Origin of the sequence: Sinimarinibacterium arenosum (genome assembly GCF_005047655.1) — a bacterium.
Lineage (GTDB): Bacteria > Pseudomonadota > Gammaproteobacteria > Nevskiales > Nevskiaceae > Solimonas.
Genome location: NZ_SUKF01000010.1, coordinates 190,420 through 213,347, shown reverse-complemented (window position 1 = coordinate 213,347; position 22,928 = coordinate 190,420). Strand labels below are relative to the sequence as shown.

The window sequence follows — 22,928 nt, the reverse complement described above, 5'->3', positions numbered from 1 at the left end:
CGCAGCCATGGCGCAGGCGGAATGCATGGTTCGTGACAGGCGGAGCAAAGACCGATGACGAATCGCGGTTCAGGAAAGCGTGATCTTGGAAAGTTGCGGGTCATCGGCGGGCAATGGCGCTCGCGGGTGATCGAATTTGATGCGGCCGACGGTGTGCGTGCGACGCCGGATCGGGTACGCCAGACCGTTTTCGACTGGTTGACGCCACTGATTGCAGGCTCGCGCTGCCTTGATCTATTCGCCGGCAGCGGCGCGATGGGCATTGAGGCACTGTCGCGTGGGGCCGCGCACTGCACGTTTGTAGATCAGGGTGGCCCACAGTGCCAGCGGATCAAGTCGACGCTGGAAACCTTCAAAGCGACGGGTGCGGAAGTCACGCGCATGGATGCGATCTATTTCATCCAGCAGACCTGGCATCGCTACAACATTGTCTTTCTCGATCCGCCCTACGAATCCGATCTGCTGGCGCAGGCCTTGCCCGAGCTTGCGAAAATTCTCAATCCGGTCAGCAATCGCGTTTACATGGAATGGACGGGTGCCAAGGCGCCGACCTTGCCCCCAGGATTCGAATTTGTGCGGGAGAAACGGGCCGGTCAGGTATGCTTCGGCCTGGCAACATTTCATTCTGCTGCATAACCGCCTGATACAGAGCAGGCCGATTGGGGGCAAGCCATGGTGACCGCGGCCTACAGCGGGACGTTTGATCCGATCACGCTGGGACACTACGACATCATCGAGCGTGCATCGAGGATGTACGAGCGCCTGATCGTAGCGGTGGGTCTGAATCCGGCAAAGAACCCCAGGTTCACCTTGGACGAGCGCGTCGCGCTGATCCGGGAAGTGGTCAAGGACCTCGACAACGTCGAGGTGATCGGGTTCTCGGGACTGGTCGTCGACTTTGCGCGCGACAACCATGTCACGGTCCTGGTCCGTGGTGTGCGCACCGTCGGTGACTTCGACTATGAAAAACAGATGGCGGTGATGAATCGTGATCTGTATCCACAACTCGATACGGTGATGTTTACGCCGTCTCCGGAATATGCACACCTGTCGTCGTCGCTGGTGCGTGAGCTGGCGAGCCTGGGAGCCCCGGTGGAGAAGCTGGTTCCGGCCGCGGTGATGCCGGCACTGCAGAAGCGCGTCGGCAGCAAGTAGCGGATCAACAGGCAGCACGATGGCGCTGAAGATCACCGACGAATGCATCAACTGCGATGTCTGCGAGCCGGTGTGCCCGAACCACGCGATTTCTCAGGGCATCGAGTTCTATGAGATCGAGCCGCAGTTGTGCACCGAATGTGTCGGCCATTTCGATCAGCCGCAGTGCCGAACGGTGTGCCCGGTGGATTGCATTCCGCTGGATCCCGCGCACGTTGAGACGCCTGAGCAGCTGATGGAAAAATACCAGCGTCTGGTTGCGGTCGAATCGTGATGAACCCGATTCGAGTGTGGATGCACCGGCTGGCCTGCACTGCTGTGGGCGTGCTGTTTGGCGGTGCTGCCGTGGCCGCACAGCCGCCGGGCTACGCCTGCGCTACTGCGCATCCGTTGGCAACGCAGGCTTGCATGGAGATCCTGGCAGGTGGCGGCAACGCCTTTGATGCCGCGGTCGCTGCCAGCGCCGCGATCGCCGTGGTCGAGCCGACAGGCTCGGGACTGGGCGGGGGCGGTTTCTGGTTGCTGCATCGGCAGGCGGACGCGCTGGATGTGTTCATTGATGGTCGCGAGACTGCGCCCGCCGCTGCCTCGCGCGACATGTATCTCGACGCTGACGGTCAGGCCGATTCAAAGCGTTCGCGTTTCGGTCCGCTGGCCGCCGGCATTCCGGGCGAACCTGCGGCGCTTGAGCACATTGCTGAGCACTACGGCAGCCTGCCGCTGTCCACCGTGCTGGCGCCGGCGATCCGTTATGCCGCGGATGGCTTTGCGGTGGATGCCAAGCTGGCGGGTGCGATCGAGCGCTTCGCCGGCACGATGTCGCCCGCCGCGCGCGCGGTCTTTCTGAAGAACGAACATCCGCTCGGTGTGGGTGAACTGCTGCAGCAGCCCGATCTGGCCTGGACCTTGCGGCGTCTGGCTTCTGAAGGCGCCGAAGACTTCTACCGCGGACAGATCGCGCAGCGCCTGCTGGCCGCGGTGCATGAGGCCGGTGGCGGCTGGAGTGCGGAGGATCTGGCGCGCTACGCGATCGTCGAGCGCGCGCCGATCGTGAGCTGGTTTCTTGGTAACCGCATCGTCAGCAGTCCGCCGCCTTCAGCGGGCGGATTGGCACTGGCCCAAGTGTTGCAGCAGCTGGAGGTGCTGGGCTGGCGTGACGACGGTACGCCGGCTTCGCGGCATCTGCTGATCGAGACCTTGCGTCGCGCGTATCGCGACCGCGCCGCATGGCTCGGCGATCCGGATTTCGTACATATCCCGCTGATGCATCTGGCTTCGCGCAGCTATGCCCGCGAACTGGCGCGAAGCATCGATCCGGCGCGCGCCACGCCCAGCTCGGCCTTGCCGCCGGCGGTGCCATCGAGCGAGGGCTACAACACCACGCATCTTTCGGTGCTCGACGCCGCCGGCAATCGTGTCGCCGCGACCCTGTCGATCAATCTGCCGTTCGGCTCCGGCTTGATGGCCGCCGGAACCGGTGTGTTGCTGAACGACGAGATGGACGATTTTTCCAGCGCTCCAGGTGTAGCCAATGCTTACGGGTTGGTCGGCTCGGAGCCGAATTCGATTGCGCCGCTCAAGCGGCCGTTGTCATCGATGACGCCCACTTTCGTCGAAGGTCCGCGCGGGCTGCTGATTGTCGGCACGCCTGGAGGCAGCCGTATCGTGACCATGGTGATCCAGGCGGTATTGGCCTGGATCGGTGGCGCCGAACTTCGGGATGTCGTGGAGGCACCGCGCCTGCATCAGCAATATCTGCCTGATGTGGTGGAACTCGAGCCGGACTACGCCGACGCCAGCGCACAGGCGGCGTTGAGCGCAATGGGGTATACGTTAAAGCTGTCAGAACGGCCGTGGGGCAATATGCAGGCCGTGGCCTGGTACCCCGCGCGCGGGGAGATTGACGCCGCCAGTGACCCGCGTGCGGTTGGTCAGGCGGCGGTGGCCGCGGTGCGGAAGCAGGACTAGCCATGTTGCTGGAAAGTTTGCGCCTGGGCGGCACACCGATGGTGTTGCTGTTGCTGTTGTCGCTGGCTGCCGCGACGCTAGTCATCGTCAAGCTCTGGGAGTTCTGGGAGTGCCGTATTGCCCGGCGGGCGTTTGTCGCTCCGCTGCTGGATGCCTGGCGCAGCGGTCGGGACGACCGCTGTCGCGCGATCCTGGCACAGGAGCGCTCGCCGCTGGCGGCCGTGCTGGCGGACGCTCTGGCGGCGCTGGGCGATGCACGACTCGACGATGCGCAAGTGCGCGAGCACGTCGAGATCAGTGCGAGGCACCGACTGGATGCTGCACGCAGCTTCTTTCGCGCGCTGGAGCTGATCGTGCAGCTCGCGCCCTTGCTCGGTCTGTTCGGCACCGTGCTGGGCATGATCGATGCGTTTCGCCAGTTGCAGCTGGCCGGTGGCGCGGTCGAGCCGGCTGCGCTGGCCGGCGGTATATGGCAGGCCTTGTTGACGACGGCTGCCGGTCTGGCGGTGGCAATGCCGGTGATGGCTGCGCTGCAGGGATTCGAGCGCCTGGTCGACGCTTTGCGGCTGGCGATGGAGGCAGCGCTGACCGAGCTGCTGGCGGTGCCGCGTCGCGTGGCAGTCCATGCAGCTTGAGTCCGCCCCTGCCTCGCGCAGGCGCATGCTGGGGCTGACCTCGCTGGTCGATGTGGTGTTCATTCTGCTGTTCTTCTTCATGCTCGCCGCACGCGAGTCGGCCCCGCAGGCGCTGTCGCTGACGGTCAGTGACGCCACGGAAACCTCTGCAGCTGCCAGTACGTCGCAGGGCCTGTTGCGCGTACTTGGCAGCGGACGCATCGAACTCGATGGTCGGGTGCTCGAACTGAGCGCGCTGATGCCTGTGTTACGCGCGGGGGCACGCGATCAGGTGAAGGTGGCGGTTGCGCCAGCGGCACAGTTGCAGGATCTGATCGATGTCCTGGAGCCGCTGCGTGCCGCCGGCATCGGTGTCCATCTGCTGGCGCCGGCGGCATGAGATTGCCCCGCGCTGCGGTGCCGCGAACCGGTTTGGACCTGCTGCCGCTGCTCAACGTGGTGCTGTTGCTGTTGGGCTTCTTTCTACTGCTCGCGCGGATCGATCGAGGTGCGCCGGAGGTCGGCCTGCCAATTGCCGGGGCTGCACAGGCGATCCAGTCGCCGGCCAGCCTGAGCCTGCGACTCGACGCCAGCGGTGATTTGTTCATGGGCGACCGCCCCCTGGGTGAGCGGCTGGATGCCGCTGCCCTGAGCGCGCTTCAGGCCGCGGCCGCGACAGCAGGTCCGGTTGAACTGCACGCGGATGCCGCGGTTCCGGCGGCGCGGGTACTGATGCTGTTGCAGACCCTGCAGCGCATCGGAGTTCGCGATTTGCGCATCCTGACGCGCCCCCGGGAATGAGTGCAGCCATCGTCCGCGGGACTGTCGGTGCGCGGCCGCAGCGGCGCTGGTGGGCGGCGTTGCTGTTGGCCTCGTTGCTGCACGCGCTGTTGCTGCTGCGACTGCCGGTGATGGATTCGCGCAGTGTCGGCGAGGGGCCGTCACCGATCGGGCAGGGTAGCGATCCGCAGCTGCAACAGCGCGTGCTGGACCTGCGCCTGTCGAAGCCGCTCGCGGTGTCGGGTGCAGGCGCAGCGTCGCCAGCCGCTGCGCCGATATCCACGCAGCCGGTCGCTGGCGTCGATGCCGACGGCGCGACGGCGGATTCTTCCGCGGCGCGCGCGCACTACTACGCCCAACTGCGTGCCCATCTTCAACGCTTTCGGCGTGTGCCGGAGGGAGGTGCGCAGCTGAGGGGGCGCGCGCTGGTGAGTTTCAGCGTCGCGGCGGATGGCTCGGTTTCGGTATTACGCCTGGTACACAGCGCGGGGGATGCGCTCCTGGATGACGAAGCGCTGGCGCTGATCTGTCGTGCCGCGCCGGTGCCGACGCCGCCTCTGGGCGGCGAGCTGCGACTCAGCGTGCCGATCGTCTTCGAGTAGCGGGCGGCGCTCAGGTGGCTGTGGCTGCGAGCTCTGCAACCAGCGGTGCATGATCGGATGGCCGTTCGAGCCGACGCGGTGCCAGATCGATCGCGCAGCCGGTGCAGCGGGCCGCCAGCGGGGCGGAGAGCAGGATGTGGTCGATGCGCAGGCCCAGGTTGCGACGAAAACCGGCCTGGCGATAGTCCCACCATGTGAAGCTTTTATCAGGTTGATCGAACAGCCGGAAGCTGTCCTGCAGGCCGAGTGCCAGCAGTCGCTGCAATGCTTCGCGCTCGGGGTCGGAGCACAGGATCTGGCCTTCCCAGACCGCGGGATCGTGAGTGTCTTCCGGTGCCGGCGCGATATTGAAATCGCCGGTAACCGCCAGCAGCGGGTAGCGCTTGATCTCCTCAGCAAGATAGTCGTGTAGCGCCGCCAGCCAGCGCAGCTTGTAGGCGTATTTCTCGCTGCCGACGGCCTGGCCGTTGACGACATACACGTTGACCACACGGACGTCGCCGACAGTGGCGGCGATCACGCGTTTCTGCTCGTCATTGAATCCCGGAATGTCGCGACTGACGTCCTGCAGCGGCTGGCGCGCGACCAGTGCCACGCCGTTATAGGTCTTCTGGCCGTTATGAACGGCGTGCAGACCGGCTGCTTCCAGTTCAGCAAACGGAAAGGCGTCTTCGGTCAGTTTGGTCTCCTGAATGCCGACAACGTCAACTGGCTGCTGGTCGAGCCAGTCGAGCAGGTGAGGGAGTCGGACACGCAGGGAATTGACGTTCCAGGTCGCGATTTTCATGGCGAGGTGTGCAGGGCGTGGGCGGCAAGGATAGCGGTAGCTTGTCAGGACCGGTAGGCGTGCATGACCGCCCGTTGATCTGCTTTCAACCGTTGGGCCGGCTTCCGCAGATGAACCCGTCCGTATCTTGCATGGTCTCTACCGTGGTCGGCGTTGGCGTCAAAGAGGTCGCGAAGGTCGGAAGCGCGTCAGTACATGAACTGGCACGATTCCTGAGTGTCAATCTAGGCAGGACAGGTAAATCATGGTGAGCCGCGTTATTCTGTAGGCCACTCGCGGAAGGTCACGCAGCTATCGAGATGGAGGTTGCTGATGAGCATTCTGGAAAGCTTTCGAAGTCACTATCTGAAGGCACGCGAAGAAGAGATGTCGCTGTTGGACTATCTCGAATTGTGTCGCACCGACCCGATGGCCTATGCGACCCCTGCCGAGCGCATGCTCGCGTCGATTGGCGAGCCTGAAATCATCGATACCCGCGAAGACGCACGTCTGTCGCGCATCTTCTCCAATCGCGTGATCCGGCGGTATCCGGCCTTTGCCGAGTTCTACGGCATGGAGGATGTGATCGCGCAGATCGTTGCGTACTTCAAGCACGCGGCGCAGGGTCTGGAGGAACGCAAGCAGATCCTGTATCTGCTTGGTCCGGTTGGCGGCGGAAAGTCGTCGATCGCCGAGCGACTCAAGGCCTTGATGGAAACGTATCCGATCTACGCGCTGAAAGGTTCGCCGATCAACGAATCCCCACTGGGTCTGTTTGCGGCCGATCGCGATGGTCCGATGTTGGAGAAGGAATACGGCATTCCGCAGCGCTATCTGAGCACCATTGCATCGCCGTGGGCGATCAAGCGACTGGCCGAGTACGAAGGCGATCTGACGCAGTTCAAGGTCGTGCGCATCCAGCCGTCGGTGCTCAAGCAGATTGCCGTGACCAAGACCGAGCCGGGCGACGAGAACAATCAGGATATTTCCTCGCTGGTCGGCAAGGTGGATATCCGCAAGCTGGAGATGTTCTCGCAGGACGATCCGGATGCGTATTCGTATTCCGGCGGTCTGTGTCTGGCCAATCAGGGCATGCTCGAGTTCGTCGAGATGTTCAAGGCGCCGATCAAGATGCTGCACCCGCTGCTGACGGCCACGCAGGAAGGCAACTTCAAGGGCACCGAGGGCTTTTCGGCAATTCCGTTCAACGGCATCATCCTGGCGCACTCCAACGAATCCGAGTGGCAGAGCTTCCGCAACAACAAGCACAACGAGGCCTTCCTCGATCGCGTTTACATCGTCAAGGTGCCGTACTGCCTGCAGGTCACTGAAGAGCAGCAGATCTATGAGAAGCTGCTGCGACACAGTTCGCTGGCTGAAGCGCCATGCGCGCCCGGCACCCTGGAGATGATGGCGCAGTGGTCGGTGCTGACCCGGCTCAAGGAGCCGGAGAACTCCAGCATCTATTCAAAGATGCGGGTCTACGACGGCGAGAATCTGAAGGACACCGATCCGGCAGCGAAGTCATTGCAGGAATATCGCGATTACGCCGGTGTTGACGAAGGCATGGACGGAATGTCCACGCGCTTTGCCTACAAGGTGCTATCCGCGGTATTCAACTATGACCAAGTGGAGGTTGCAGCCAATCCGGTGCACCTGATGTATGTGCTGGAACAGCGCGTGCTACGCGAGCATCTGCCGGACGACAAGCAGCGCCACTATCTCGAATTCATCAAAGCCTGGCTGGCGCCGCGCTATGCCGAGTTCATCGGCAAGGAAATCCAGACGGCCTATCTCGAGTCCTACGGCGAATACGGGCAGAACATCTTTGATCGTTATGTCACCTTTGCCGACTACTGGATTCAGGACGAGGACTACCGCGATCAGGAAACCGGTGAGTCGTTCGATCGCGCGGCCCTGAATACCGAGCTGGAAAAGATCGAAAAGCCTGCCGGGATTGCCAATCCCAAGGACTTCCGCAACGAGATCGTGAACTTCGTGCTGCGCGCGCGCGCGCAGAGCGGCGGCAAGAAGCCCAACTGGACCAGCTACGAGAAGTTGCGCGAGGTAATCGAGAAGAAGATGTTCTCGTCGACCGAGGAACTGCTGCCGGTGATCTCGTTCAATGCCAAGGCTTCCGCTGAGGATCAGAAGAAGCACGAGAACTTCGTCGGTCGGATGGTGGCGAAGGGCTACACCGAGAAGCAGGTTCGGTTGCTGTCGGAGTGGTATCTGCGAGTACGCAAGTCGCAGTAGCCGCATGGACACTACAGCGCGGTAGGGGGTCGTCATGTCGATCATCATCGATCGCAGACTCAATGACCGGAACAAGAACGCGGTCAACCGGTCGCGTTTCCTGCGACGCTACAAGGAACAGATCCAGCACTCGGTCGACGAGATGGTGACGAAGCGCTCCATTACCGATATGGAGCGCGGAGGCACGGTCAATATTCCGCTGAAGGACATCTCGGAGCCGAGCTTCCGGCACGGACCAGGTGGCGACAACGAGAGCGTGCATCCGGGCAACCGCAGTTTTTCCGAGGGAGATCGTCTGCCGCGTCCTCCCAGCGGGGGTGGAGGTCAGGGCGGGCAGGGGCAGGGCGACGGCGAAGACGACTTCACGTTCAGCCTGTCGCGCGAAGAATTCATGAATCTGTTCTTCGACGATCTCGAACTGCCGCGACTGGCGCGTACCGTGTTGGGCGACGTGCGAGAGTTCAAGTGGCGCCGTGCGGGTTACACGCCCAGCGGCGTGCCGTCGAACCTGTCCGTGCTGCGCTCGTTGCGCAACGCCTCGGCGCGGCGCATTGCGGTCAGCGCCGCCGTTCGGCGTGAACTGGCGGAGGTCGAGCAGCAACTTGTGCGCGCACCGGATCCCGAGCTGGAGCTGCGGGCGACTGAGCTACGCAAGCGTCTCGACGCCGTGCCGTTTCTGGACGATATCGATCTGCGCTTCCGCAATCGTGTGCGTGAACCGCAGCCGATGGCGCGTGCGGCGATGTTCTGCCTGATGGACGTGTCGGCCTCGATGACGGAGGACAAGAAGGATCTGGCCAAGCGCTTCTTCACCCTGCTGTATCTGTTCCTGTCACGCAAATACGAACGGGTCGATCTGATCTTCGTGCGACATACCGACAATGCACAGGAAGTCGATGAGGAAACCTTCTTCTACGGCACACAAAGCGGTGGCACCATCGTGCTGTCCGCACTGAAACTGACCGACGAGATCATCGAGGCGCGATACAGTCCAAGTACTTGGAATCTGTACTGCGCGCAGGTTTCGGATGGCGACGCCTTTGGCGCCGACCCGGAAAAGAGCCGCGCCTTTCTGCAGGATCGGCTGCTGCCGCAGCTGCGCTATTTTGCCTACGTTGAAATTCCGGACGAACCGGAGCATCTGGGCTCATTGGCCCATGCCTATGCCCGGATTGACGATCAGCGCTTTGCAATGAAGAGCGTAACGGAGCGCGGCGAAATCTTCCCGGTGTTGCGCGAGTTGTTCAGCAAGGAGACCGCATGAGCGCTGTGCCCGCGGTACACACGCTGTCCACCGGCGCTGAGTGGAGTTTCGATCTGCTCGACACCTATGACCGTGCGATACGCGAGATCGCCGTCGGTGAGTTCAAACTGGACTGCTATCCGAATCAGATCGAGGTCATCGCGTCTGAGCAGATGCTGGATGCCTATGCGTCGCTGGGACTGCCGATCGGCTATGCGCACTGGAGCTTCGGCAAGGAGTTCATTCGCAATGAACATCTGTACCGGAAGGGGCACCAGGGGCTTGCCTACGAAATCGTGATCAATTCGAACCCCTGTATCGCCTATCTGATGGAAGAGAACACCATGGCGATGCAGGCGTTGGTCATTGCGCACGCATGCTATGGCCACAATTCGTTTTTCAAGGGCAATTACCTGTTCCGGCAATGGACCGATGCCGACGCCATCATCGACTACATGGTGTTCGCCAAGAAGTACGTGATGCAGTGCGAGCAGCGTTTTGGTGAAGAGGCGGTCGAGGAGGTGCTTGATTCGTGTCATGCGCTGATGAGCCACGGCGTTGACCGCTATCACCATCCGGCGCCGCTATCGGTTGAAGACGAGCAGCGTCGCCACATCGAGCGGGAGAAGCACGCCTGGAAACAGTTCGACGACATCTGGCGCACTTTGCCGAAAAAAGATGCAGGTCCCGATCAGCGTCGACGCGAGCGTCAATTCCCGCCGGAGCCGCAGGAGAACCTGCTGTACTTCGTCGAGAAGCATTCTCCCAAGCTCGAGCCATGGCAGGCGGAAATCGTCCGCATCGTGCGCAAGATGGCGCAGTACTTCTATCCGCAGGGCCAGACCAAGGTCATGAACGAGGGCTGGGCCACCTTCTGGCACTACACCCTGTTGCACCGTCTCTTCGATAAAGGCCTGGTCGATTCAGGCTTCATGCTTGAAGTGCTCAGTGCACACACCAATGTGATCGCGCAGCGCGGGTATGACCAGCGCGGTTACGGTGGCCTGAATCCGTATGCGTTGGGCTTTGCGATGTTTACGGATCTGCGCCGGATCTGTGAGCACCCGACGGCCGAAGATCGCCAGTGGTTTCCGGAGTTCGCTGGCGGTGACTGGCAGAAAGTGCTCGATTTCGCGATGCGCAACTACAAGGACGAATCGTTCATCGGGCAGTACCTGAGCCCGAAATTGATACGCGATTTTCACCTGTTCGCCGTGGCTGACCACGAGTCCGACGACAAGCTGGTGATCGACGCGATCCACAACGAACATGGCTACCGCAAGCTGCGGCGCCTGCTGGCCGCACAATACAACCGCGACAACCAGATCCCGGACATCCAGATCGTCAACTACAACCGGCGTGGCGACCGGTCGCTGACCTTGCGACACCGCCAGCATCGGGGGCGTCCGTTGAACGAGGCGACCGAGGAGGTGCTGAAGCATCTGCATCGGCTGTGGGGATTCAACGTACGTCTGGTCACTGTCGACGACGCGGACAAGGAGTTGGGCGTACGCGAGGTGCGCGCCGCTTGAGGTCGCAGCTTTCGGCCGCGACCTCAAAGGGCTGCGCGAGGCAAATCTGATGCGCCGCGGATGGCCTTAGGCGTGCGCTTCGCTCAGGCCGCTGTGACGCAGCAGGGCGTCAACGGTGGGTTTGCGACCGCGGAATTCGATGAACAGCTCCATGGCTTCCTTGGAGCCGCCCTGCGCCAGGACCGTGTCGCGGAAGCGGATGCCGGTTTCTGGTGCGAACCCGGTTTCCTCGAATGCTGCGAAGGCATCGGCAGACAGCACTTCGGCCCACTTGTAGCTGTAGTAGCCCGCTGCGTAGCCACCCGCAAAAATATGGCTGAAGCTCCACGGCATGCGGTTGAACGCCGGCGGGTGCATGACGGCGACTTCGTCGCGAACGGCCTGAATGGTATCGAGTACGCGGGCGCCGATTGACGGATCGTAGTCGCGGTGCAAACGCAGGTCGAACAGGCCGAACTCCAGCTGCCGCAGGGTCGCCAGGCCGGACTGGAAGCTGCGCGACGCGCGCAGCTTTTCGATTTGGTCGTCCGGCAGGGCGGCACCGCTTTCCCAATGACGCGCGAATCCGCGCAGGGTGGCAGGGTCATAGCACCAGTTCTCCATGAACTGGCTGGGCAACTCGACCGCATCCCAGGCCACGCCGCGGATCCCGGATACGGAACCTTCCTCGACGGCGGTCAGCAGGTGATGCAGACCGTGCCCGAATTCGTGGAACAGGGTCAGCACTTCGTCGTGCGTCAGCAGTGCGGGTTTTCCAGCCGGCGGTGGCGTGAAGTTGCAGACCAGATACGCCGAAGGATGTTGCAGGCCATCGGGGGTGCGACGGCGGCTGATGCATTCGTCCATCCATGCGCCGCTGCGTTTTTCCGGGCGTGCGTAGGGATCAAGATAGAACAGGCCGAACTCGATGCCTTCGGCATTCTTGAGGGCCCAGGTCGTGACGTCGGCATGCCAGGTCGCAATCCCGGGGGCTTCCTCGATACGGATGCCGTACAGGCGTTCGACCAGTGCGAACATGCCTCGCAACACCCCGGGAATCGGGAAGTAGGGGCGCAGCGCTTCCTCGCTCAGCCCCAGTTTTTCGGTCTTGAGCTTTTCGGAGTAATACGCGATATCCCAGGGCTGCAGGGTATCGATCCCGTCGAGACGCAGCGCAAATGCGCGCAGCTCATCGAGTTCGGCCTGGGCCCGCGGTTTGGCGCGATGCGCCAGATCCGCCAGGAAGCTGTCTACTTCCGTCGGCGACTCGGCCATCTTGGTCGTCAGCGAAAGCTCTGCGTAGTTGGCGAAGCCTAGCAGCTGCGCCAGCGTGTGGCGCAGCGACAGGATTTCGTCCATCAGCGGGCCATTGTCGAACTGTCCGGCCTGGGGGCCCTGGTCGGATGCGCGCGTGGCGTAGGCGGTATACAGCTCTTCACGCAGCGCCCGGTTGTCGGCGTAGGTAATGACGGCATCGAAGCTCGGAAAGTCGAGCGTCAGCAACCAGCCCTGCAGATCCTTGGACTTGGCCTTTTCGGCGGCGGCCTGCCGTGCTGCCTCGCTCATGCCGGCAAGCAGAGACTCATCGGTGACGAGTTTGCTCCAGGCCTGGATGGCATCGATCAGGTGTTCCTCGAACTTGGTCTGCAGTTCGGACAGCTTCAACGATACGGTCTTGTAGCGTTCCTTGTCGGCGTCGGGCAGTCCGATGCCGGACAGTTTGAAGTCGCGCAGCGCGTCGGTAATGACCTTGCGCCGTGGTGTGGAGTAGTCGGCGAATTCGGCACTGTTCGAAAGTGCCAGATAGGCCTGGTACAGCGCTTCCGACTGCGACACTTCGATGCTGTACTCGGTGAGCTTCGGCAGGCAGACGTTGTAGACCTCGCGCCAGGCCGGTGTGTTGTTGACACTGAACAGATGCGAAACCGGTCCCCAGGCACGCTGTATGCGATCACTCATCGTCTCCAGCGGCTCGATCAGGGTGTTCCAGGTGGGCGTTTGCCCGGCGGCAAGCAAGGCGGCGAGCTGCGCGCGATTCTGTTCCAGCACGGCGTCCAGAGCCGGTTCGGCGTGTTCGGGTTGCAGCTGATCAAATGCGGGCAGTGGTTGTGTGATGGGGTCGTTGAGCAGGGGATTGGGCATGATGAGGCAGGTCAATCGATCAGAGCGCCGAGTGCCGGCGGAAGCATCATGGTGGGGCCGGACCGTCGGCTTTTCCAGTGAATTTTCGCTAATGAGCTGATTTAAAAAAGCTTGCTCGAGCTGGCAGCGCCGGCGCCGCGGACAAGGTCCGCAGCCTGTGAAGGTTTCCGGAGCGCTAGAGCAGCCCGCGAGCAATCAGGCTGAGCGTGCCTGTGGCGCCGAGCGCGATCGAACCCAGCAGGGCGGTGATCGCGGAGATGCGCCAGCGCCGAGTCAGCTGCTCCTGGGTCAGCGTGGACAGCAGAAACGGTCGTCGGTCCGGCGGGCGCGACAGCACGTGCAGGTCGGGGTCCAGCGCGTGCTCCAGGTGGGCGGCCTGAATCTGGTCCAGTGCCGCGCGGCGCACCGCTTCCCATTCCTGCAGGTCGATCTGGCCATCCTGATTGGCATCGAAGCGTTCCAGCAGCGCGCGCTGGTCTGCCTTCCACTCGCGCAGCAGCTCGGAAACCTCGGCGGCTTCGTCCTGCTGGCGGTGCGCGGTCTGGCTGCGAAACCAGCCGATCGCGTACAAGGGGTCGCCGATGTTGACCAGGGCCTCCTCGTAACGGTATTCGCCGAACTGCAGCCATGGGGTTTTCGCCGGAACCCGGTCGGGCCGGCGGCCGTTGCCGCGCCAGTTCCGGCGCAGACTTGGGTATACGGTGCCGCCTTCGGGATCAATCACGCAGTCGCCGGTGTCATCGGCGAGCAGAAACAGCTCGTCGCTGGTTCCGGACTCGATCGTGCGCCACTGCGTCGTGCGTTTGCCGTTTTGCCAGGAGCTTTCCTGGCGTTGCACCCGATAGCGCCACCAGCAGCAACGCGCGTTCGACAGCGGGGAGCGGATTTCGGGCCCGGGCATCAGTCGGGCGTAGCCGCGCAGTTCGACATAACCCTGGGCGGCGGAACGGACGCGTGAAGTGGGCGTGTTCTCGATCAGGCGCGCCTTGTGCAGCGCGAGGAAGCCGCCGACAAAACAGGCGATCGAGGCGGCCAGGCTGAGCCCGGTCCACAGCCAGAATTCTCCGGGCTCCAGTTCGGCAATGCTGGCGGCGTACTGTTGCAGCCACAGGGGGGCGCCGGACACCGCGTGATGACTCCAGCAGGGCGAAGCTTACGAGCGGAACAGGCTGCGCAGATCGACGTCGGTCTTTTCTTCCTCGCCGAACACCAGCAGTTCGGCGGGACGGAACGCGAACAGGCGCGCAACGATGACGTCCGGGAACTGCTCGATGCGGACGTTATTGATGTTGACTGTCTCGTTGTAGAACTCGCGACGGTCGGCGATGGCGTTCTCCAGGCCCGTGATGCGGCCAAGTAGCTGTTGAATCGACTGATTGGCCTTCAGTTCGGGATACGCCTCGACGGTGGCAACAATGTTGCCGAGGCCCAGGCGCATGGCGCCCTCGGCCTGGCCGACGCCTTTGACGTCGCCGGATTGGCGCGCATTGTTGGCCGCAGAGCGCGCGGACATGACCTTTTCCAGGGTTTCACGTTCGAACTGCATGTACTGCTTGCAGGTCTCGACCAGTTTCGGCAACTCGTCATGGCGCTGCTTGAGCAGCACGTCGATATTGCTCCACGCCTTGGAGACGCCGTGTTTGAGCGACACCAAGCCGTTGTAAAGAATAATCAGGTACACCGCCAGCGCTGCGGCGATGGCGAGCCAGATAAACATCGTGATCATGACCAGCCCCCGATACCGGTCCAACAAGTCGGCGAAAGGATGCGGGAATTCATCGCCGCGCGCTACCATTGCGCTTGAACGAACCGACGCAAGACGATGATTTCACGCTTAGTGGCCTATTTCGCGCTGTTGGCCGCAGCGCTGGTTGGCGGTTGCGCCTCGCAGCAGGTACTGAATTCGCTGTCGAGCGATGAAGGGTTTCAGCGGGCCGAGAACGTGCCTTATGACGCCGCGACCGGTCTGACGCTCGATGTCTATCGCCCAACCGGTCCCGGACCTGCGCCGGTGGTCGTGTTTTTCTATGGCGGGCGGTGGAGCTCGGGCGACAAGAGCGAGTACAAATTCGTCGGGCAGGCGCTGGCATCGCGCGGATTCGTTGCAGTGGTGCCGAATCTGCGCGAATACCCCACGGTACGCTTTCCCGAGTTCGTCAACGACGGGGCCCGCGCTGTACGCTGGACCCGCGACAACATTGCCAACTATGGGGGCAATCCGCAGACACTGTTCATCATGGGACACTCGTCCGGTGCGCATGTCGCGGCGATGCTGGCGCTCAACGGCGAATACCTGAAAAAGGCTGGCATGCAGCGTTCGGACCTCAAGGGCATGATCGGTCTGGCTGGGCCCTACGATTTCCTGCCAATTACCGCGCCGGACCTGCGTGACATCTTTGGCCCGCCCGAAAAATTCCAGTATTCGCAGCCGATCTTCTTTGTCGATGGAAAGAACCCGCCACTATTGCTGGTCCATGGGCGCAATGATGACGTCATCTTCGCCGACAACACCTTGAACCTGGCGCGTGCCGTGTCCAAGGCGGGCGGGGCGGTGGAAACGGTGCTGTACGACAATCTGTCGCACAGCATGATCATCGGCTCGCTGGCGTCGTACCTGCGCGGTCGTGCCGATGTACTGGATCAGATCGAGGACTTCATCAAGCGCACGATTGCCGCGCCGCCGCGCGCGGCTGAGCCGGAAATTCGTGGCACGCCGCTGGACGTCGCCAATCCGCCGGCAGGTGGAGGCGTTGCCGCGCAGCCCCTGGAGTTTGGTGCGCAGCCGCCGGCCCAGGCATTGGACGTCTCGCCGCTGCAGATCGAGCCGGACCCGGTTCCGCTGGCTGCGCCAGGTGTTGGAAGCGATGGGGTTTCGCCGTACGGCACTGGTGGGGTGCAGCAGTCTCCCGAGGTGATGCCGACGGCGCCGCCAGGTGCAACGCCGCTGACGCCGATTCCCCTGCCGGGCAGCCAGCAGGTGCCAGAGGCCTGGTCGGCTGCGCCGCAGCCGACCCCGCAGATGCCCGAAGGCTATCCGACGACCGTCAATGGGGCACCGGTTGTAGCGCCGACACCGTTCCCGACGCCGGCGGCGAATCTGCCGTTGACGGTGCCGCCGCTGCCGCCTGGACAATGATCCGCGCGTTTCGCGGGGTGCGCCCGCGGCTGGGTGCGCGCGTCTTCGTCGATCCCAGTGCACAACTGGTGGGCGACATCGACATCGGCGATGACGCGTCGATTTGGCCGCTGGTGGCCGCTCGCGGTGACGTCAACCGCATTCTGATCGGCGCGCGCAGCAATGTGCAGGACAACAGCGTGTTGCATGTCACGCATGATGGACCCTATTCACCCGGCGGAGTCATGCTCAAGATTGGCGAGGACGTTACAGTTGGCCATGGGGTGATTCTGCACGCCTGCACCATCGGCAACCGTTGCCTGATCGGCATGGGCGCGATCGTCATGGATGAGGTGGTGGTCGAGGACGAGTGCTATATCGCCGCAGGCAGTCTGGTGCCGCCACGCAAGCATCTGAAAAGTGGCTGGCTGTATCGGGGTTCACCTGCAGTCGCTGCGCGCGAATTGAGCCCGCGGGAACGCGAGCAGCTGCTTTATTCGGCGCAGCACTATGTCCGTTTGAAGGACGCCTATCTGGAGGGCGGGGATGACTGAGCCTGCCGAAACAATGGTTTCTGGCGCTGCCGTGCGCATCGTCGAAGTCGGCCCGCGGGACGGTTTGCAGAATGAGGCGCAACAGGTCGCGACGTCGGTCAAGATTGAATTGATCGAGCGTCTGTCCGACTGCGGATTGCGCACGATCGAGGCGACCAGCTTCGTCTCGCCCAAATGGGTGCCGCAGATGGCCGATGCCGACGCGGTGCTGGCCGGCCTGCAGCGACGCGACGGCGTGCGCTATCCGGTACTGGTGCCGAATCAGCAGGGACTGCAGCGCGCACTGGCTGCTGGTGTCGACGAGATCGCCATCTTCACTGCGGCCAGCGATGCGTTCAATCGCAAGAACATCAATGCCAGTATCGACGAGTCGCTGCAACGCCTGGCGCCGGTGGTCGAGGCGGCACGCGCGCAGGGACTGGCGGTGCGCGCTTATGTGTCGACAGTGCTCGGCTGCCCCTACCAGGGCGCCGTGCCGCTGACCGATGTCGTGCGCGTGGTCGAGGCCGTCGCCGCGATGGGCTGCTACGAAATCTCGCTGGGCGACACCATCGGCGTCGGCACTGCGCATCAGGCCCGCACGATGCTGCAGGCCTGTGCGGCGGCAGTCGGCATGCAGCGGCTCGCGGTTCACTTTCACGACACCTACGGCCAGGCGCTGGCCAATACGCTGGCCTGCCTCGAGGCCGGCGTGCGCGTCGTTGATGCCAGTGTCGGCGGCCTGGGCGGCTGTCCGTACGCACGGGGTGCCTCCGGCAATCTGGCGACTGAGGATCTGCTGTACATGCTCAACGGACTGGGCGTCGACACCGGCGTTGACCTGCCGCGCCTGGTGGAGGCGGCGCGCTGGATCAGCGAAGTACTCGGTCGCGCGACGGCCAGCCGTCTGGGTCGAATTGGGATGAACACGGGAGCCTGTACATGAATACCGACGTCGAGCCGATCTGGGCGCCCTCACCGCAGCGCATCGAGGCGTCGTTGCTGACGGCGTTTGCCGAGCCGCTGGGATTTGCCGCGCCGGACTACGCCAGCCTGCATCGCTGGTCGGTCGAGCAGCCGGCGGCCTTCTGGCGTGCGGTCTGGAACGACGGCGGTGTGGTGGCACAGACGCCGGCCGAGATCGAACTGGAGCATCCGCAGGCGATGCCGGGTGCGCGCTGGTTTCCCGGCAGCCGCCTGAACTTCGCCGAGAACCTGCTGCGGCATCGTGGCGGGCAGGAAGCGGTGGTTGCGCTGGATGAACGCGGTCGCCGCCGCGTGCTGAGCCGTGATCAACTGCGCGAGCGCGTTGCACAGGTGGCGGCCGCGTTGAAGGCGGACGGCGTGGTTGCCGGCGACCGCGTGGCGGCGTTCATGCCCAACACCCTAGAAACCGTGGTCGGCATGCTGGCGGCGACCTCGCTGGGTGCGGTGTGGTCGTCGTGCTCGCCGGATTTCGGGGAGGCCGGCGTGCTCGAACGCTTTGGCCAGATCGAGCCCAAGGTGTTGTTCGCCTGCGACGGCTATCTGTACGCGGGCAAGCGCATCGATACGCGGGAGCGTGTGGCGCGGATCTGCGCGGCGCTGCCGAGCCTGCAGCGCCTGGTCGTGGTGCCGTTCATGGACGACACGCCGGACCTCGGCGCGCTGTCGCGGGCGGTGGCCATGCCGGATTACGGCGTTGTCGGTGCCGCATCTGAATTCGTCGCGGTGGCGTTCGACGCGCCGCTGTACGTGATGTACTCCTCTGGAACCACAGGCAAGCCCAAGTGCATCGTGCACGGCGTTGGCGGCACCCTGCTGCAGCATCTGAAGGAGCACCGGCTGCAGTCCGACGTGCGCCCGGGTGACCGGCTGTTCTTCTTCACCACCTGTGGCTGGATGATGTGGAACTGGCTGGTGTCGGGGCTCGCGGCCGGCGCGACGCTGGTGCTGTACGACGGCTCGCCGTTTCACGTCGATGGCGTATCTGCGCCGCAGGCGCTGTGGCAGATCGCGCAGCAGGAGCGTCTGAGCCAGTTCGGCACCAGTCCGAAATACCTGTCGGCGCTGGAGAAGGAAGGCTATCGGCCGGCGCAGCATCACGATTTGAGCGCGCTGCGCACGATCTTCTCGACCGGCTCGCCGCTGGCGCCGGAGCAGTACGACTTTGTACGCGACGCGATCAAGGCCGACCTGCAGCTGGCATCGATCTCCGGCGGTACCGACATCATCTCCTGCTTTGCGCTGGGCAATCCGTGGTCGCCGGTCTATCGCGGCGAGCTGCAGGGGCCGGGACTGGGCATGGCGCTGGATGTGTTTGACGCCGACGGTCGACCGCTGCGTGGCGAAGCGGGCGAGCTGGTCTGCACCCAGCCGTTTCCGTCGATGCCGGTCGGGTTCTGGAATGATCCCGACGGCAGCCGTTATCGCGCGGCGTACTTCGAGCGCTTTCCCGGCGTCTGGCATCACGGCGACTTCGCCGAACTGACCCCGCACGGCGGGGTCATCATCAGCGGGCGCTCGGACGCGACGCTGAATCCCGGCGGGGTGCGTATCGGCACGGCCGAGATCTATCGCATTGTCGATGCGCAGCCGGAAGTCCTCGAGTCGGTCGTCGTCGGCTACCAGCACGACAACGACGAGCAGGTGATCCTGTTCGTGCGGATGCGCGAAGGCGTGGTGCTCGACGACACCCTGGTGCAGCGGATCAAGCGCGCCGTGCGCGGTGAGCTGACGCCGCGGCACGTGCCGGCGCGGATTCTGGCCTGTCCCGAGGTGCCGCGGACGATCAGCGGTAAAATCACCGAACTGGCCGTGCGGCACCTGCTGCATGGCCGCACGGTGCAGAACTCCGAGGCGCTGGCCAATCCGCAGGCGCTGGACTATTTCCGCACGCTTCCGCCCAGCGCGCTGCGCTGAGCATTCAACTCACGATCAGAACGGCAGACACACGACATGACGCACAAGCTCGTCCTCCTGCGCCACGGCCAGAGCCAGTGGAATCTCGACAACCGTTTCACCGGCTGGGTCGACGTCGACATCACCGAGCAGGGTCGCAACGAGGCGATCAAGGCCGGCGAGCTGATGCGCAACGAGGGCCTGAAGTTCGATGTTGCGCATACCTCGGTGCTGAAGCGTGCAATCCGCACGATGTACGCGGCTCTGGAGGTGATGGATCAGCTGTGGTTGCCGGTGACCAAGACCTGGCGTCTGAACGAGCGCCACTATGGCGCACTGCAGGGGTTGGACAAGGCGGAAACCACCGCGCGCCATGGCGAGGATCAGGTCAAGGTCTGGCGCCGCTCGTACGACATTCCGCCGCCGCCGATGCCGTCGGACGATCCGGGGCACCCGCGCTTCGACCGCCGCTACGCCGGTCTGGACGCCAAAGTGCTGCCGGCGACTGAGTCACTCGCGACGACGCTGGAGCGCGTGCTGCCGTACTGGCACGACGCGATTGCGCCGCAGCTGAAGGAAGGGCAGACCGTCCTGGTCACCGCACACGGCAATTCGTTGCGCGCGCTGTACAAGTACCTGAACGGCGTGCCGGACGATGAGATCGTCGCGCTGAACATCCCGACCGGCATACCGTTGCTGTTCGAGCTCGACGATGCACTGAACGTGCAGAGCTATCGCTACCTCGGGGATCCGGAGGCCGCACGCAAGGCGGCCGAGGCCGTGGCCAACCAGGCTAAAGCCAAGACCTGAATCGTCGCGCAGTGGCCGTGTCCGGGCGAGGTCCGGGCACGGCCTTGTCGTTTCTGGCGCTCCATGAATCAGCATTTGGTCCGCCGGTGCGGGCCGTGCAGCGGTGTGCGAAACTACATACCAAACGGTACGTAATGGATCGACTCGCCACTGTGCGGGCCGCGGGGGACGATGATGGAAGCAGGGATCGCTGCATTTCTGGTGCGGTATCGATTGGGTCTGATGCTGGCGGCACTGGTTGCCTTGCTGGCGATCCTGTTCGGTGCGCGTGATCTGTGGTTCGAGAGCAGCTACCGCATCTTCTTTGCGGCCGACGATCCGTATCTGGTGGCTTATGACGACGTCGAGAACGCCTACACCAAGGCGGACAATGTTGTTTTCATTGTCGCGCCGCATGACGGCGAGATATTCAAGCGCGAAACTCTGCGCGCGCTGCGCGAGCTGACCGATGCGGGCTGGACCATTCCGCGCTCGATCCGGGTCGATTCGATTACCAACTTCCAGCATTCGGTGGCCGACGGTGACGATCTGATCGTCAACGATCTGGTGCCAGATCCCGATACGCTCAGCGACACACAGATCCAGGCATTGCAACGCACCGCGCTGGGTGAACCGGCGCTGGTGCGCAGTTTGCTATCGGACCGAGCGCATGTGGCTTCGGTCAATGTGCGCCTGGAGATGCCCGGTGCGAGCCGCGAGACCACCAATGCCAACAAGGAGGTCATGACGGCAGCGCGCGTCATCCGCGACCAGTTTGAACAACGCTATCCGGATCTCAGAATCCATCTGTCCGGCCAGGTTGCGGTCAATCAGGCGTTCAACGAGCTGTCCGAGCACGATGCGGTCACCCTGGTGCCGGCGATGTTCATTGCCGTGATCCTGCTGGTTGGATTGTTCCTGCGCTCGGCGGCGGCGACGGTGACGACCGCGGTGGTGATCGTGTTCAGCATCCTGGCGACCGTCGGCGTGCTGGGTTGGCTCGGCATGCAGATCAATCAGATCAATGTCTCGGCGCCGGTGATCATCCTGACCCTGGCGGTATCCGACTGCGTGCATCTGCTGGTTTTTTACCTCAACGAGCTGCGCAGCGGCAGCCAGAAGCTGGAGGCGATGCGCCACACGATCGAGGTCAATGTCGTGCCCGTATTCCTGACCAGTCTGACCACGGCTATCGGTTTCTTCTCGCTCAACACCAGCGATTCGCCGCCGTTTCGCGAGCTCGGAACCGTGGTTGGGATTGGTGTGTTTGGCGCGATGCTGTTCACCCTCGCGGTGTTGCCGGGTCTGATGCTGCTGCTGCCGGCACGTGCGCGAACCCAGTCGCGATTCCAGCAGTTCAATCTTGCAGGTCTGGCGGACATCGTGTTGCGCCATCACCGTGGCTACGCGCTCGGTGCGCTCGGCATGGCAGCGATCCTGATCGCATTCGCTCCGCGCAATCAGTTGAACGACGATACGGTGGAATACTTCAATCCGGCCCTTGAGATCCGCCAGAGCATCGATTTCATCCAGGCGAACCTGACCGGTGTTGATTCGATTACCTATTCACTGAGCGCAGGCGAGTCCGGCGGAATCAACGAGCCGACGTATCTGAAGAAAGTCGAGGCATTCAAGCAATGGCTGGAGCAGCAGCCCGGCGTGACGCATGTTTCGAGCTTTGTCGATGTGGTGCGTCGCCTCAATCGCAATCTGCATGCTGACGATCCGGCATTTGATCGTATCCCTGACGATCGCGAAACGATCGCGCAGTACGTGTTGCTGTACGAGCTGTCGCTGCCGCAGGGGCTCGACCTGAACGACTCGATCAACTTCGACAAGTCGGCGACACGGCTGTCTGTCAATATTGCCAACATGGCGTCGCGTGAACTGATCGCTTTCGAGCGCAGCGCCGCGCAGTGGCTGGAGCAGAATGCACCCGAGTTCGAGGCGCATGGCTCCAGCGTCAGCGTGATGTTTGCGCATATCGGTCAGAACAACATCGTCAGCATGCTCAAGGGGTCTGCATTGGCGCTGCTGCTGATCGCGGTCACGCTGATCGTGGCGCTACGTTCGTTCAAGTTCGGCCTGCTGTCGCTGCTGCCCAATGCGTTCCCGGCCGGCATGGCCTACGGTGTCTGGGCGGTGCTCAACGGGCAGGTCAATCTGGCGGCGGCTGCCGTGTTTTCGATCACCTTGGGCATCGTCGTCGACAACACCATCCATTTCCTCAGCAAGTATCTGTACGCACGGCGTTCACGCGGCTTTGCTCCGACCGACGCGATTCGGTATGCCTTCTCGACCGTCGGTGCTGCGTTGCTGGTGACAACAGCGGCGCTGTCGCTGGGCTTTCTGATCCTGGCGACGTCCAATTTCGACGTCAATGCGACCATGGGGCTGTTGACTGCCATGGTGATCGGCATCGCGCTGGTCTTCGATCTGCTGTTCCTGCCGGGGTTGCTGATGCACTTCGATCGCGATCCGTCAGCGCCAGCCGGTTCATCGTCGACCGCATCGACGACGGATATGTAAAGATTTCGGCTGTTCGAGGTCGCATTGTCACACGGCGCCCTCGCC

Annotated in this window: 21 protein-coding genes; 17 read left to right on the top strand and 4 right to left on the bottom strand. The window is 63.1% G+C overall.

Translation table 11 applies throughout. The annotated features are described in order from the left end of the window. Positions 1–54 precede the first annotated feature (54 nt). The 8 genes from rsmD to E4T66_RS19545 are packed head-to-tail and all read left to right on the top strand — an operon-like array spanning position 55 to position 5,119. Positions 55–636, top strand: coding sequence for a 16S rRNA (guanine(966)-N(2))-methyltransferase RsmD (gene rsmD, locus E4T66_RS19580; RefSeq protein WP_136851473.1), 582 nt, complete (start codon positions 55–57; stop codon positions 634–636). A 36-nt stretch (positions 637–672) separates the two neighbouring features. Further along, entirely contained in the window at positions 673–1,155 is a 483-nt protein-coding gene (gene coaD / locus E4T66_RS19575; protein ID WP_136851471.1) for a pantetheine-phosphate adenylyltransferase, read from the top strand. A 19-nt stretch (positions 1,156–1,174) separates the two neighbouring features. Then, a complete protein-coding gene (locus E4T66_RS19570; RefSeq protein ID WP_136851469.1) occupies positions 1,175–1,429 on the top strand; it encodes a YfhL family 4Fe-4S dicluster ferredoxin in 255 nt (84 codons plus the stop codon). Next, positions 1,429–3,123: a gamma-glutamyltransferase gene (gene ggt / locus E4T66_RS19565; RefSeq protein ID WP_248679810.1), complete on the top strand. Its 1,695-nt coding sequence runs from the start codon at positions 1,429–1,431 to the stop codon at positions 3,121–3,123. Before E4T66_RS19570 ends, ggt begins: the two co-directional genes overlap by 1 nt. Before the next feature lie 2 nt (positions 3,124–3,125). Continuing rightward, the gene (locus tag E4T66_RS19560) at positions 3,126–3,758 is read left to right on the top strand and encodes a MotA/TolQ/ExbB proton channel family protein (protein ID WP_136851467.1); all 633 of its coding nucleotides are present in this window, start codon (positions 3,126–3,128) and stop codon (positions 3,756–3,758) included. A gap of 25 nt (positions 3,759–3,783) precedes the next feature. Next, a complete protein-coding gene (locus tag E4T66_RS19555; RefSeq protein WP_169577734.1) occupies positions 3,784–4,137 on the top strand; it encodes an ExbD/TolR family protein in 354 nt (117 codons plus the stop codon). Continuing rightward, complete coding sequence (locus E4T66_RS19550; RefSeq protein ID WP_136851463.1) at positions 4,134–4,538, top strand: ExbD/TolR family protein; 405 nt, start codon at positions 4,134–4,136, stop codon at positions 4,536–4,538. The genes E4T66_RS19555 and E4T66_RS19550 overlap by 4 nt, the downstream gene beginning before the upstream one ends. Next, on the top strand, positions 4,535–5,119 hold the full coding sequence (locus E4T66_RS19545) for a TonB family protein (protein WP_136851461.1): 585 nt from the start codon (positions 4,535–4,537) through the stop codon (positions 5,117–5,119). Before E4T66_RS19550 ends, E4T66_RS19545 begins: the two co-directional genes overlap by 4 nt. Before the next feature lie 10 nt (positions 5,120–5,129). On the opposite strand, the gene xth is transcribed toward E4T66_RS19545, so the two are convergent. Further along, the gene (gene xth / locus E4T66_RS19540; protein ID WP_136851459.1) at positions 5,130–5,906 is read right to left on the bottom strand and encodes an exodeoxyribonuclease III; all 777 of its coding nucleotides are present in this window, start codon (positions 5,904–5,906) and stop codon (positions 5,130–5,132) included. Positions 5,907–6,218: 312 nt separating this feature from the next. Between xth and E4T66_RS19535 the strand changes: the two genes are divergently transcribed. From E4T66_RS19535 to E4T66_RS19525, 3 genes are read left to right on the top strand one after another with little or no spacing between them, the layout of a single operon-like run. After that, on the top strand, positions 6,219–8,141 hold the full coding sequence (locus tag E4T66_RS19535; protein ID WP_136851457.1) for a PrkA family serine protein kinase: 1,923 nt from the start codon (positions 6,219–6,221) through the stop codon (positions 8,139–8,141). A 34-nt stretch (positions 8,142–8,175) separates the two neighbouring features. After that, positions 8,176–9,405, top strand: a complete 1,230-nt coding sequence (locus E4T66_RS19530; RefSeq protein WP_136851455.1) for a YeaH/YhbH family protein — start codon at positions 8,176–8,178, stop codon at positions 9,403–9,405. After that, a complete protein-coding gene (locus E4T66_RS19525; RefSeq protein ID WP_136851453.1) occupies positions 9,402–10,916 on the top strand; it encodes a SpoVR family protein in 1,515 nt (504 codons plus the stop codon). The genes E4T66_RS19530 and E4T66_RS19525 overlap by 4 nt, the downstream gene beginning before the upstream one ends. A gap of 66 nt (positions 10,917–10,982) precedes the next feature. On the opposite strand, the gene E4T66_RS19520 is transcribed toward E4T66_RS19525, so the two are convergent. From E4T66_RS19520 to E4T66_RS19510, 3 genes are all read right to left on the bottom strand, one after another. Continuing rightward, positions 10,983–13,037: a M3 family metallopeptidase gene (locus tag E4T66_RS19520; protein WP_136851451.1), complete on the bottom strand. Its 2,055-nt coding sequence runs from the start codon at positions 13,035–13,037 to the stop codon at positions 10,983–10,985. A gap of 175 nt (positions 13,038–13,212) precedes the next feature. Then, positions 13,213–14,163, bottom strand: coding sequence for a GIDE domain-containing protein (locus E4T66_RS19515; RefSeq protein ID WP_136851449.1), 951 nt, complete (start codon positions 14,161–14,163; stop codon positions 13,213–13,215). Positions 14,164–14,190: 27 nt separating this feature from the next. Next, a complete protein-coding gene (locus tag E4T66_RS19510; protein WP_136851447.1) occupies positions 14,191–14,763 on the bottom strand; it encodes a LemA family protein in 573 nt (190 codons plus the stop codon). A 96-nt stretch (positions 14,764–14,859) separates the two neighbouring features. Here E4T66_RS19510 and E4T66_RS19505 point away from each other — a divergent pair, with 96 nt between their 5' ends. The 6 genes from E4T66_RS19505 to E4T66_RS19480 all read left to right on the top strand — a co-directional run bounded on the left by E4T66_RS19505 (position 14,860) and on the right by E4T66_RS19480 (position 22,883). After that, on the top strand, positions 14,860–16,173 hold the full coding sequence (locus tag E4T66_RS19505) for an alpha/beta hydrolase (protein ID WP_136851445.1): 1,314 nt from the start codon (positions 14,860–14,862) through the stop codon (positions 16,171–16,173). Beyond that, entirely contained in the window at positions 16,170–16,706 is a 537-nt protein-coding gene (locus tag E4T66_RS19500; RefSeq protein ID WP_136851443.1) for a gamma carbonic anhydrase family protein, read from the top strand. Before E4T66_RS19505 ends, E4T66_RS19500 begins: the two co-directional genes overlap by 4 nt. Then, on the top strand, positions 16,699–17,631 hold the full coding sequence (locus E4T66_RS19495; protein ID WP_282707015.1) for a hydroxymethylglutaryl-CoA lyase: 933 nt from the start codon (positions 16,699–16,701) through the stop codon (positions 17,629–17,631). Before E4T66_RS19500 ends, E4T66_RS19495 begins: the two co-directional genes overlap by 8 nt. Further along, on the top strand, positions 17,628–19,586 hold the full coding sequence (locus E4T66_RS19490) for an acetoacetate--CoA ligase (RefSeq protein WP_136851441.1): 1,959 nt from the start codon (positions 17,628–17,630) through the stop codon (positions 19,584–19,586). The genes E4T66_RS19495 and E4T66_RS19490 overlap by 4 nt, the downstream gene beginning before the upstream one ends. 36 nt (positions 19,587–19,622) lie before the next feature. Then, complete coding sequence (gene gpmA / locus E4T66_RS19485) at positions 19,623–20,375, top strand: 2,3-diphosphoglycerate-dependent phosphoglycerate mutase (RefSeq protein WP_136851439.1); 753 nt, start codon at positions 19,623–19,625, stop codon at positions 20,373–20,375. Between the two features lie 174 nt (positions 20,376–20,549). Then, the gene (locus tag E4T66_RS19480; protein WP_169577733.1) at positions 20,550–22,883 is read left to right on the top strand and encodes an efflux RND transporter permease subunit; all 2,334 of its coding nucleotides are present in this window, start codon (positions 20,550–20,552) and stop codon (positions 22,881–22,883) included. Positions 22,884–22,928 lie beyond the last annotated feature (45 nt).